Source organism: Eudoraea chungangensis (genome assembly GCF_029360665.1).
GTDB lineage: Bacteria > Bacteroidota > Bacteroidia > Flavobacteriales > Flavobacteriaceae > Eudoraea > Eudoraea chungangensis.
Genome location: NZ_JARDUB010000001.1, coordinates 504737 through 517518, shown reverse-complemented (window position 1 = coordinate 517518; position 12782 = coordinate 504737). Strand labels below are relative to the sequence as shown.

Below are 12782 nucleotides of genomic sequence, written 5' to 3'. Positions count from 1 at the left end.
TTCTCAGTAAAAGGTAACTTAAATTAGACTTCTTGAAAGAATTAATCGCAATTACTCAACAAAATAGAAAACTCTTAAGCAGAATTTTAAATAGATTTACTCTGGATGAACTTGCCGAGATCCCTGAAGGATATCGCAATAATATTTGGTGGAATTTAGTTCATATAATTGTTACGCAACAACTCCTGGTTTACAATTTGAGTAATAGTGTTATGCGAGTTGAAGATTCTTTGATCGAAGCATATAAGAAGGGTACGACACCAAAAAAAGCTCCAACTGGCGAAGACTTGGAAATGATCAATAAACTTCTACTATCTACTGCACAATGGTTGCAAGAGGATTTCGACAATGGCCTTTTTAAAAAGTACTCGCCCTATACCACTAGTACAGGCACAACTATCAAAAGTATTGAAGATGCCCTATCATTTAATCTTTTTCATGAGGGGCTACATTTAGGAGTTATACTTTCATTACAAAAAATAGTAGCTCCTAATGCATTCTCTTAGTTTGCTGTATTATTCTTCTTACGATAAGGGCTAATCTGCTCCTCGGTAAGAAGTATACTTATGGGACCATCTGCATAAGATGCAATTTCGTATTGATTATACCACATTAAAAAGCCGTTGGGGGTGTATCCCATGTTTTCAGGCAAGACAAATTGTTCTTCCGGAAACATAAATCCTGTACTATTGATATTTTGATCTAAGGGAATATTCTCTTGGATTCTAAACTCCTTTTCAGCAAATCCAATAAACCCATCTAGATTACTTAACATCTCTTTGGCATCTATTTCAATTTGACGCTTCAGGTCAAAATTTAGGAATTGTGTGGCCTGGTAACCGTGAGCTCCTCCACTAAAAATATAAGTCTTTAATTGTATTGTTAAATAGTTTTCATCAAGATTCGAAATACTTCCTTCAATAGTTGCTTCCCACACTGCTTCTGTATCTGGGAAGTCTCTTCTTATTTCGAGGAAACTATTACTGAAAGACTGCATGGCCTCTTCCACATTTTTTGGTGACAAATCATCATCATAGGTAAGCTTTTCAATCACTTCTTCACTAAGAGCAATATTGATAGATTTACTTAATTTATCTTGCCCTAAAGCTAAGGGGTATTGAATGGAAATTTTAGGGCAATTACCACAATCCTCATTCTCGATAGTGTAATTCTCAAAAACGAGTCGATCTTGTTTTTCACAGCCAAAAAATAATACTACACTAAACACTATAAGACAGACCTTTTTCATATTCTTGTGAGATTGATATTGCAAATCTAAGCTTTCATTGGTTTCTCCAAAAGATAGCAATACATTTGTTAAACAAATTCCTAATTATGAGTAAAAAAGAACTACAGTTTAATAGTAAAGTTATACATGGCGGACAACATCCGGACAAGGCATACGGATCTGTAATGCCTCCAATATATCAGACTTCAACCTATGCCCAGTCAAGCCCCGGAAAACATTTGGGCTTTGAATATTCCAGAAGTGCCAATCCTACACGGACGGCCTTAGAGAATTCATTAGCAAGTATTGAAAATGGGAACTACGGTCTGGCGTTTGCAAGTGGCTTATCTGCCATGGATGCCGTTATAAAACTTTTGAATCCCGGTGACGAAGTGGTTTCAACTAACGATTTATACGGAGGTAGTTACCGTCTTTTTAAGCAAATATTTGAAAAGTATGGCATAGTTTTTCATTTTGTAGGGATGCAGGATGTAAATAAAATTGAAGAAAAAATTACAGCTAAGACCAAGCTTATATGGGTTGAAACTCCAACTAATCCAATGATGAATGTTATTGATATGGAGGCTGTGAATACGTTGGCAAAAAAGCACCATATATTATTGGCCGTGGATAATACCTTTGCCACACCATACCTTCAAAAGCCGTTAGACTTTGGAGCGGATATAGTAATGCACTCCGCAACTAAATATCTTGGAGGACATAGTGATGTTGTTGCAGGAGCTCTTATTGTAAAGGACAAGGACTTAGCAGATAAATTATACTTTATACAAAATGCTAGTGGGGCTGTCTGCGGACCGATGGATAGTTTCCTTATTTTGAGAGGGATAAAGACCTTACACGTCAGGATGCAGAGACATTGTGAAAATGCTGAAAAAATTGCAACTTTCCTTAACGAAAATCCGAAGATCGAACGGGTTTTTTGGCCGGGTTTTAAGACACACCCCAGCCATCTTGTGGCTTCGAAACAAATGAGTTTTTATGGCGGAATGCTTTCTTTTATACCCAAGGGAAGTAATTTCAACGAAGCTGTAAAAATTGTTGAAAAACTACAAGTATTTACGCTTGCAGAGTCTCTAGGAGGAGTTGAAAGCCTTGCAGGACATCCCGCTAGTATGACACATGCCAGTATCCCAAAAAAGGAGAGAGAAAAAAGTGGGGTAGTAGATTCTCTAATTCGTCTGAGCGTAGGGATAGAAGATGTGACCGATCTAATCGCGGACTTGGAGCAGGCAATTGGATAAAATTATCATATTTTAAAAAAAAGCACCATTTAATTACATAAAAGATATAATTTTGCCTTTAATTTTTTAAATCAATAAAATACCTAAGTAAATTATAGCTATATGAACACAAGTATTGAAGCATTTATGCAGGAGGTTAAAACCCGAAATGGACATGAACCAGAGTTTATTCAGGCGGTTCAGGAAGTGGCCGATACGGTTATTCCTTATATTGTAAAACACGATATATATTACGGGAAAAACATACTACTTAGAATGGTAGAACCAGAGCGACTCATATCTTTTAGGGTGGCTTGGGTAGATGATCAGGGAGAAATTCATGTCAATAGAGGATATAGAATTCAAATGAATTCGGCTATTGGCCCCTATAAAGGGGGACTTCGATTTCATCCATCCGTAAATGCAAGTATTCTTAAGTTCCTGGCTTTTGAACAAGTATTTAAAAATAGCCTAACCACTCTTCCTATGGGTGGTGGTAAAGGAGGGTCTGATTTTGATCCAAAAGGAAAATCGGATGATGAAGTAATGCGTTTCTGCCATTCCTTTATGACTGAACTGTGTAGGCACATTGGTCCGAACACAGATGTACCTGCAGGGGACATTGGCGTTGGTGCACGTGAAATTGGATTTCTTTTTGGGATGTACAAAAAGATTCGTAATGAGTTTACAGGAGTACTTACAGGTAAGGGCCTTTCTTGGGGAGGCTCTAAAATTCGCCCAGAGGCAACTGGTTACGGAACGGTATATTTTGCAGAGAGTATGCTTAAAACTATGGATAAGAAAATAGAAGGTATGAACGTAGTAGTTTCCGGTTCAGGAAATGTGGCACAATTTGCAGCTGAAAAGGTATTACAACTTGGAGGTAAGGTTTTAACCCTTTCTGATTCTGGCGGATATATTTATGATAAAGACGGAATTGATGATGAGAAACTGGCTTTTGTAATGGATTTGAAGAATAATAGACGAGGTAGAATTTCAGAATATGCAGAGAAGTATAGTTCTGCTACTTATCATAAAGGCGAAAGACCTTGGAGTGTAAAATGTGATATAGCACTCCCTTGTGCTACTCAGAATGAACTGGATGGAGACGACGCCGAAGTATTGGTGTCTAATGGATGTATGTGTATTGCGGAAGGAGCAAATATGCCTTCTACACCGGAGGCTATACATCATTTTCATGATTCCAAAGTGCTTTTCGCACCTGGAAAAGCGTCTAATGCTGGTGGGGTGGCAACTTCAGGTTTAGAGATGTCACAGAATTCGCTTAGAATTAGCTGGACAAGAAAAGAGGTAGATGAAAGACTAAAAGGAATTATGGAGGATATCCATGATTCATGTATTGAATATGGGAAGGAGGCAGATGGCTATTGCAACTATGTGAAAGGAGCTAATATAGCCGGTTTTGTAAAAGTGGCAGACGCTATGTTAGCCCAAGGAGTAATTTAAGAGTATTCTATTAAGGTTTTAAAGGGTTGGTGTTGTTACCAACCCTTTTTTATTGTTATGCATCTTATTAATTCCTTATATATTTGGTTTCTCATTTTCCGACTAATGCAAATTAAAACCAAGGCCCTTGTTCTATCTTCCATTAAGTATGGAGAAAGTTCTTTAATTGTTAAGGCTTTTACCTATACCAGTGGGATAAAATCCTATATGTTAAAAGGAGTATTAAGTTCAAGAAAGGGCAAGCTTAAACCGTCCTATTTTCAACCGTTAACACAATTAGAAATATCTGCGATTCACAAAGACAAAGGAACTCTAGAGCGAATTACGGAGGCAAGAATTAACTATCATTATCTGACCATATACAGTAGTCCTTCCAAAAATGCAATCGTTTTATTTTTAGCGGAAATGCTTTCAAATAGCATTTATGAAGAAGAACAAAACAGTGATTTGTATACCTACTTGGAAACCACCTTCCAGTGGTTAGATTCACATAATACTATACCAAATTTCCATATCTTCTTTTTAATTGAACTAACGAGATATTTAGGCTTTTATCCAGAGACTTCTAATATGAACTACGATTATTTTGATTTGCATGAAGGAGCTTTTGTAGTATTCCCCGGTTCTAAACCATATTTGACTGGAGACATTTTAGAGTTGTTTAAGATTTTTTTAGGCACAAAATTTGATGTTATGCATACAATTGCAATCGATAAAGGCAAAAGGGGAGAACTATTAAAAGCAATCATTCTCTTTTTTGAAGTACATTTGGACGGTTTTAAAAAACCCAGATCTCTCGCTGTTTTAAATGAAGTTTTTAGATAATAGACATAGGGGAATTTTATTCCTAGTACTATTCCTTTTGGGAAGTATTGCATCTGCCCAAAAAATAACAATATTAGATGGAGAAACTTCAGAACCAGTCATTAATGCGGTAGTCTTAAACGCAGATCAATCGCAAACCAGTCTATCGGATATTGACGGGGTATGCGATTTGTCGGTGTTTTCCGATTCAGACAGGCTCCATATAAGACACCTCAGTTACCAAACTAAAAATGGAACAAAAGAATCGTTTTTAAAAAGGGGAAAAACCGTTTTCTTATCGCTAAAAAGAGAACAACTGGAAGAGGTAGTAATGTCGGTTTCAAAGTGGGAACAGCAAAAAAAAGATGTGCCTCAGAAAATACTTTCCATTAGTTCCCAAAGCATTGCTTTTACGAACCCTCAAACTGCTGCAGATTTGTTAAGTAACAGTGGTCAAATATTTGTTCAAAAAAGTCAGTTGGGAGGTGGGAGCCCCATGATCAGAGGGTTTTCTACAAATAGGCTCCTAACCTCAATAGATGGTGTTCGAATGAACAATGCGATTTTTAGAGGAGGTAATATTCAGAATATAATTTCAATAGACCCTTTTAGTATTAGGAATACCGAAGTAATATTTGGTCCCGGATCTGTAATTTATGGTAGCGATGCCATTGGAGGGGTAATGAATTTTATAAGTAAGAAACCGGCCTATTCGGAAATGGATAGTCTTCTTTTATCTGGAAACCTAGTGTATAGATACGCTTCTGCAAACAATGAAAACACCGGGCATTTTGATATCCAACTGGGGACTAAAAAATGGGCATTTTTAACCAGTGCTTCTTATAGCGATTTTGCCGACTTGAAAATGGGCAAACACGGACCTAACGCTTATTTAAGAAGAGAGTATGCTGCTAGAATAGATAATACAGATGTACTTGTACCAAACGATAATCCTCAAATACAAATACCAACGGGTTATAATCAGGTGAATTTTATGCAAAAAATATCTTACAGACCAAATACTAATTGGGCTTATGATTTAGGTGTTTTTTATAGTACTACTTCAGAGTTTTCTCGCTACGATAGACTAATAAGACCAAATGAAGACAATACAGGTCTTAGGTCTGCAGAATGGTTTTATGGTCCACAGAAGTGGTTTATGTCAAATTTGCAAATAAATCACAATGGGAGAGGTAAATTTTATGATGGTTTAAAAATTACTACGGCATATCAAAATTTTAAAGAGAGTAGAAACGACAGGACTTTTGGAGATCCCATTAGGTATACTACGCAAGAAAATGTAGATGCTTTTTCTTTTAATATAGATTTTGAGAATAAGAAGATGGGCAACTTACGGCTTTACTATGGAACGGAATACGTTTTTAACCTTGTAGGCTCTAAAGGCCAGCAACTAAATATTGAAACAGATGATTTACAAGGTTATGCCTCTAGATATCCGGACGGATCTACATGGCAGTCCCTTGCGGCTTATTTAAACGCAGAATTAAAGTCCAAACCAAATTTCACGTGGATGGGCGGACTTAGGTATAGCCATATTTGGATTGATGCAACCTTTGATAAAACGTATTTTGATTTTCCATTTGATAATGCTGATTTAAATAACGGAGCACTGACCGGTAGTTTGGGTTTTAGTTGGTTGCCAAAAGCAGACTTACAAATTACACTTAATGGTTCTACAGGTTTTAGGGCTCCTAATATTGATGATATTGGAAAGATTTTTGATTCTGAACCTGGATCTGTAGTAGTCCCCAATCCTAGTTTAGAACCAGAATATGCCTATAACATTGAATTGGGAGTTAGAAAAAATTTTAACGATGTCCTGGTCTTAAAGGCTGCTACCTATTATACCTACCTGTCTAATGCATTGGTTAGGCGAGATTACGAATATAATGGAGTTAGTCAAATTGTATACAATGGTGTATTAAGCAATGTTCAGGCTATTCAGAATGCATCAAGAGCCTATTTATATGGATTAGAATTTGGTTTTGAGGCTTTTTTAAATGATCAGTTTTCCTTGGCATCAAATATAACTTTTACTGAGGGAACAGAAATAGATAGCGATGAGGTTAAAAGCCCGGTGAGACATGTAGCTCCAACTTTTGGAGACTTCCATATTATATGGCGTAACCAACGCTTTAAAACCGATCTTTTTGTAAATTATAATGGCGAAATTTCTTTCGAAGATTTGGCTCTTTCAGAATTAAGTAAAGATTATATTTATGCAAAAGACAATAACGGCAACCCTTATTCTCCTTCTTGGTACACCTTGAATCTTAGATCACAGTTTCAAATGAGTAATTCCTTGCGGTTTAACTTTACTATTGAGAATTTAACAAATCAGAGATACCGGCCTTATTCTTCCGGTATTGTAGCCCCTGGAATAAATATTATTGGGGGACTGAATTTACGATTTTAGATCCCACATAACGGTTTAGTAAACGACTTCTGTCAAATCTTTTATAATGGGGAAATATGTTGCTTAAATATTTCTTTAATGTGTAGGTTATACATTTCAATATTTAAACCAAAATATCATTCTAATTTCTTAATTTTGCAGCCTTAATTTATTCTAAAGTAAAACGTTAGTATGAAATTTGCAGAATATAAGGGATTAGATTTGGCTAAAATTGGAACGGATGTTCTGGAGTTTTGGAAATCCCAGCAAATTTTTGAAAAAAGTATTGCTCTTCGCGAGGGGAAGCCTAATTATGTTGTTTATGAAGGTCCTCCTTCGGCAAATGGTATGCCTGGGATTCATCATGTTATGGCCAGAACCATTAAGGATATCTTTCCAAGATATAAAACCATGAAGGGATATCAGGTAAAACGAAAAGCCGGATGGGATACACATGGGTTGCCAATAGAGCTTGGAGTTGAAAAAGACTTAGGTATTACAAAGGAAGATATTGGGGTAAAGATATCTGTTGAGGACTATAACGAGGCTTGTAAGAAAGCCGTAATGCGTTATACAAATGCATGGAACGATTTAACAGAAAAAATCGGGTATTGGGTAGACATGGAAGACCCCTACATTACCTACAAACCAAAATATATTGAATCTGTTTGGTGGTTATTAAAGCAGATATACAATAAGAATTTAATTTATAAAGGATATACCATTCAGCCGTATTCTCCAAAGGCTGGAACGGGATTGAGTTCTCATGAGCTAAATATGCCGGGAACATACCAGGATATAACAGATACAACGGTTACCGCTCAGTTTAAGGCAAAGAAAGAATCATTACCTGAATTTTTAAAAGAGGTGGAAGGAGAATTGTTCTTCCTAGCATGGACCACTACACCCTGGACACTTCCTTCCAATACAGCCCTGACAGTTGGGGCAAAAATAGACTATGTTTGGGTAAAGACCTTTAATCAATATACCTATGAACCTATTACAGTTTTACTTGCAAAAAGTTTACTTTCAAAACAGTTTGCGGGTAAATATGTAGAAGTAAAATCTATAGATGAGGTAAAGAATTATTCTACATCAGATAAGAAGATCCCATATCAAGTTTTGGGAAGTTGTAAAGGAAAGGCACTTATCGGTGCCGAATATGAACAGCTTTTAACTTATGCTACGCCATATGAAAATGCCCAAAATGCGTTTAGAGTAATTGGAGGGGATTTTGTAACCACAGAAGATGGAACCGGTATAGTCCATACTGCTCCTACATTTGGTGCCGATGATATGCAGGTTGCTATGCAGGCAAATCCCCCTATTCCACCTATGTTGGTTTTAGACGCTAATAACAATCCAGTTCCATTGGTCGATTTGCAAGGCAGGTTTAGACAGGGGATGGGTTCTTTGTCTGGGAAATATGTTAAAAATGAATATTACGAAGAGGGAGAAGCCCCAGAGAGATCTGTAGATGTTGAGATTGCTATAGAGTTAAAAGAAGAGAATAAAGCTTTTAAGGTAGAAAAGTATCTGCATTCTTATCCAAATTGTTGGAGGACGGATAAACCGATTTTATATTATCCATTAGATTCATGGTTTATTAAAATCACCGATGTCAGAGATAGAATGTTTGCGTTAAACCAAACCATTAATTGGAAACCAAAAAATACAGGAGAAGGAAGATTTGGAAACTGGTTGGCAAGTGCCAACGACTGGAACCTAAGCCGATCCAGGTTTTGGGGAATTCCACTTCCTATATGGAGAACGGAAGATGGGAAAGAAGAAATTATTATCGGTTCTGTTGAGGAGTTAAAATCGGAAATGTCAAAAGCAGTCTCTAAAGGCTTTATGTCCGAAGATATTTTTTCCACTTTTGATCCAAATGACATGAGCGATCTGAATTATAATCAAATAGACCTTCACAAAAATGTGGTGGATCAGATTGTATTAGTATCAGACTCTGGAAAGGAAATGAGAAGAGAAACTGATCTTATTGACGTCTGGTTTGACAGTGGCTCTATGCCCTACGCACAATGGCATTATCCATTTGAAAATAAGGATTTAATAGATAAAGGGATTACTTTTCCTGCAGATTTTATTGCAGAAGGGGTAGATCAAACAAGAGGATGGTTTTATACCTTACACGCTATTGCTACAATGGTATTTGATAACGTTTCCTACAAAAATGTGGTCTCCAATGGCTTAGTTTTAGACAAAGAAGGAAAGAAAATGTCTAAAAGACTTGGGAATGCCATAGATCCATGGAAGACTTTAGAGGAATACGGACCAGATGCTACAAGATGGTATCTCATATCTAATGCTAACCCTTGGGACAATCTTAAGTTTGACTTAGAAGGAATAGATGAGGTAAAAAGAAAGTTTTTTGGGACTCTTTACAATACCTATTCGTTCTTTTCCTTATATGCGAATATTGACCACTTTAATTATACTGAAGAAAATATTCCGGAGCAAAAGAGGCCAGAAATTGACCTTTGGATATTGTCTGAATTAAACAGTCTGATAAAAGTTGTTGAACAGGCTTACGAAAGTTATGAGCCTACCAAGGCCGCAAGGGCAATTGCTTATTTTGTTCAAGAGAATTTAAGTAATTGGTATGTGCGTTTAAGCAGAAGACGTTTTTGGAAAGGAGACTATCAGGAGGATAAAATTTCCGCTTATCAAACACTGTACACTTGCCTGCTTACAATAGCTAAATTAGGCGCTCCAATAGCGCCATTTATTATGGACCGCCTTTACATAGACTTAATAAAGACCACCAAAAAGGAGGAGTTTGAAAGCGTGCACTTGGCAGCATTTCCCAAAGTGGAAACACATCTAATAAATAAGGATTTAGAGAGTAAAATGCAGAAGGCTCAGATTATTTCTTCCCTGGTACTCTCCATCAGACAAAAAGAAAGAATCAAAGTTAGACAGCCCCTTCAAAAAATTATGATACCTGTATTAGACCAAGCGCAAAGGGCAGAAATAGAGGCGGTTGCAGATCTTATTAAAACAGAGGTAAATGTTAAGGAGATTAACCTAATAGATGATGCTTCTGGGATATTGGTGAAACGTATAAAACCTAATTTTAAGGTGTTGGGTCCTCGGTACGGAAAATACATGAAGGCAATTGGTATAGCTGTAGGTAAATTGGATCAAAAAGACATCCAAAAAATTGAATCCAATGGAGAAATATCACTTGAATTAGAAAATAAAAGTATTATCTTACAGTTAGAGGATGTAGAGATAACTTCTCAAGATATTGAAGGATGGTTGGTTGCAACTCAGGGCCCCTTAACGGTTGCCTTAGACATAACAATTGATGAGAGTTTAAGGGAAGAGGGTATTGCTAGAGAATTGGTTAATAGAATTCAAAACATAAGAAAAGATTCTGGTTTTGATGTAACAGATAAAATAGATATTAGAATACTTAAAGACGGTTTAGTGGAAAAAGCGGTTAGGAATAATCTCAAGTATATAAAAAATGAGACCCTGACTTCTGAATTAAACTTCGAAGAAATAATGGAAGATGGCGTGGCTATCTCTTTTGACGAAGTCAACACTAAATTGGCAGTTCAAAAACATTAACATTATGGGAGACGATTTAAAAATTAGATATTCAGATAAGGAATTGGCAGAATTCAAAGCCCTCATTGAAGAGAAAATAGAGAAAGCCAAGAGTCATTTAGACCTTCTAAAAAGTTCGTACATGAATGACGGTAATAATGGAACCGATGATACATCCCCAACTTTTAAAGCTTTTGAGGAAGGTTCAGAAACCATGAGTAAAGAGGCGAACACTCAGTTGGCAATTAGACAAGAGAAGTTTATCAGAGACCTTAAGAATGCTCTTTTAAGAATAGAAAATAAGACCTATGGAATTTGCAGAGTTACAGGAAAGCTGATTAATAAAGAGCGTCTTAAATTAGTGCCTCATGCTACCCTAAGTATTGAAGCCAAGAATATGCAGAAATAAAAAGATTGGTTATTACTTTACCAGGTTAAATTGGTAATTCTGTCTTAGAGTTGCCTTAATAATCCCTATTTTTGCCCGAACTATTTCTACAATAATGAATTTTAAGCGTTCCATGCTAATTATTCTACTAGTCTTACTGGTAGATCAGATTAGTAAAATATATATCAAGACACATTTTCAATTAGGAGAGGCAACTGAGGTATTTTCTTGGTTTAAAATTTTGTTTATTGAGAATGAGGGAGCGGCCTGGGGAGCAAAACTAAGTGATGTCTTACCTATTTCCGACAGAACAGGTAAGTTGGTACTTACTGTTTTTAGATTATTTGCTATCGTTGGTATTGGCTATTGGCTTTATGATATTATAAAAAAGAATGCCACAAGTACGTTGGTATTTGCTGTATCGCTTATTTTTGCAGGGGCCTTGGGTAATATCATCGATTCTTTATTTTATGGCACTATTTTTAACGAGAGTTACAACCAGGTAGCAACCTTATTTTCGGATGAACCTTACGGTAGTCTGTTTTATGGAAAAGTAGTAGATATGCTATATTTTCCTCTTATTGATAGTAATTGGCCCAAATGGGTGCCATTTGTTGGGGGCAATAACTTTCGCTTTTTTGAACCTGTTTTTAACGTGGCAGATACCGCTATAAGCACTGGTGTTGGCGTTTTATTAGTTTTTAATAAAAAGGCTTTTGGCAATAGTACAGATTGATGTTAAAACCTGTAGGAGCGTGTTGGAGTAATACAATAATTTAGTGGAATGTCATGATCATTGATATCTTGAATTTGATCCACAGCCTCGAACATAGAAAGCCCTATCTTGATAACATCTGCTTTACATTCTTTTAGGAATTTATCATAATATCCCTTTCCGTAGCCTACCCTATTACCGTTTTTATCAAAGGCTAAAAGAGGAATAAAAACAACTTCTATTTTCGTTGGTAATACTTCTATACCATCTTCAGGTTCCGGGACATTCCATTTATTTGGCCTAATAATTGTGCTATCTGTTAACAAATAATGATCTAAGTCGTTGTTTTTAGACATTTTTGGGATGATGACATTCTTGTCTCTTCCTTGAAGAATACTTAGGACAAAACTCGTGTCTACCTCTCTTTGATCAGGGATAGTTAAAAATATATGGAAGTAAGAAAAATGCCAGATAGGCAAGTCTAAAAGGAGGTTAGAAATTTCTAAACTCTTTTCTGATATTTCTGTCAGCGAAAGTCGCTCTCTTAAAATTTTATGGTTTAATCGAAGCTTTTCTTTTAGCATATAAAACGATTAAACTTGTCTGAAGTGTGGGGAACTATTATCTTAAAACTAGTCTTTTGCTGCAACTGCAAAATATATTCTAATAAATAGCATCAGACCAAGGTATAAACCTAGAGTGATGATATAATTTTCCATGTAGTCGTTTAAATTTACGACATAAAGATAAATAAAAATATCTTTTTAGCTCCATAAAGAGCGCACTTTTATCGATGAAATACATGATTTTTATAATATTCTTAACATTAATATTACAATTTCATGACAGGTTTAATAAATTGTTTGGAAGAATACCTTCTAAAATTAAGGGCTTCGTAAGCGATAAAAAGGTACAAAAAAAACTAAACCAATAACACAAATTATTGATGT

10 protein-coding genes are annotated in these 12782 nt (G+C 36.0%); 8 read left to right on the top strand and 2 right to left on the bottom strand.

The window, feature by feature from the left end:
- The first annotated feature begins 32 nt into the window (after positions 1–32).
- Entirely contained in the window at positions 33–506 is a 474-nt protein-coding gene (locus PXG98_RS02270; RefSeq protein ID WP_276388779.1) for a DinB family protein, read from the top strand.
- Here the strand turns inward: PXG98_RS02270 and PXG98_RS02265 are convergent.
- On the bottom strand, positions 503–1249 hold the full coding sequence (locus PXG98_RS02265) for a DUF3298 and DUF4163 domain-containing protein (RefSeq protein WP_276388778.1): 747 nt from the start codon (positions 1247–1249) through the stop codon (positions 503–505). The two genes, PXG98_RS02270 and PXG98_RS02265, sit on opposite strands and share 4 nt — an antisense overlap.
- Positions 1250–1335: 86 nt before the next feature.
- Between PXG98_RS02265 and PXG98_RS02260 the strand changes: the two genes are divergently transcribed.
- From PXG98_RS02260 to PXG98_RS02230, 7 genes are all read left to right on the top strand, one after another.
- Positions 1336–2490, top strand: coding sequence for a cystathionine gamma-synthase (locus PXG98_RS02260; protein WP_276388777.1), 1155 nt, complete (start codon positions 1336–1338; stop codon positions 2488–2490).
- Between the two features lie 102 nt (positions 2491–2592).
- Complete coding sequence (gdhA, locus tag PXG98_RS02255; protein WP_276388776.1) at positions 2593–3936, top strand: NADP-specific glutamate dehydrogenase; 1344 nt, start codon at positions 2593–2595, stop codon at positions 3934–3936.
- Positions 3937–4041: 105 nt separating this feature from the next.
- Positions 4042–4761 (top strand): DNA repair protein RecO, encoded by a 720-nt coding sequence (recO, locus tag PXG98_RS02250; protein WP_276388775.1) that lies wholly within the window; start codon positions 4042–4044, stop codon positions 4759–4761.
- Positions 4745–7177, top strand: a complete 2433-nt coding sequence (locus PXG98_RS02245) for a TonB-dependent receptor plug domain-containing protein (RefSeq protein ID WP_276388774.1) — start codon at positions 4745–4747, stop codon at positions 7175–7177. The genes recO and PXG98_RS02245 overlap by 17 nt, the downstream gene beginning before the upstream one ends.
- 171 nt (positions 7178–7348) lie before the next feature.
- Positions 7349–10750, top strand: a complete 3402-nt coding sequence (gene ileS / locus PXG98_RS02240) for an isoleucine--tRNA ligase (protein ID WP_276388773.1) — start codon at positions 7349–7351, stop codon at positions 10748–10750.
- A gap of 4 nt (positions 10751–10754) precedes the next feature.
- On the top strand, positions 10755–11138 hold the full coding sequence (locus PXG98_RS02235) for a TraR/DksA family transcriptional regulator (RefSeq protein ID WP_276388772.1): 384 nt from the start codon (positions 10755–10757) through the stop codon (positions 11136–11138).
- Positions 11139–11232: 94 nt separating this feature from the next.
- Positions 11233–11853, top strand: coding sequence for a lipoprotein signal peptidase (locus PXG98_RS02230; protein ID WP_276388771.1), 621 nt, complete (start codon positions 11233–11235; stop codon positions 11851–11853).
- Positions 11854–11855: 2 nt separating this feature from the next.
- Here PXG98_RS02230 and PXG98_RS02225 read toward each other — a convergent pair whose 3' ends face one another.
- A complete protein-coding gene (locus PXG98_RS02225) occupies positions 11856–12416 on the bottom strand; it encodes a 5-formyltetrahydrofolate cyclo-ligase (protein ID WP_276388770.1) in 561 nt (186 codons plus the stop codon).
- Between the last annotated feature and the right edge of the window lie 366 nt (positions 12417–12782).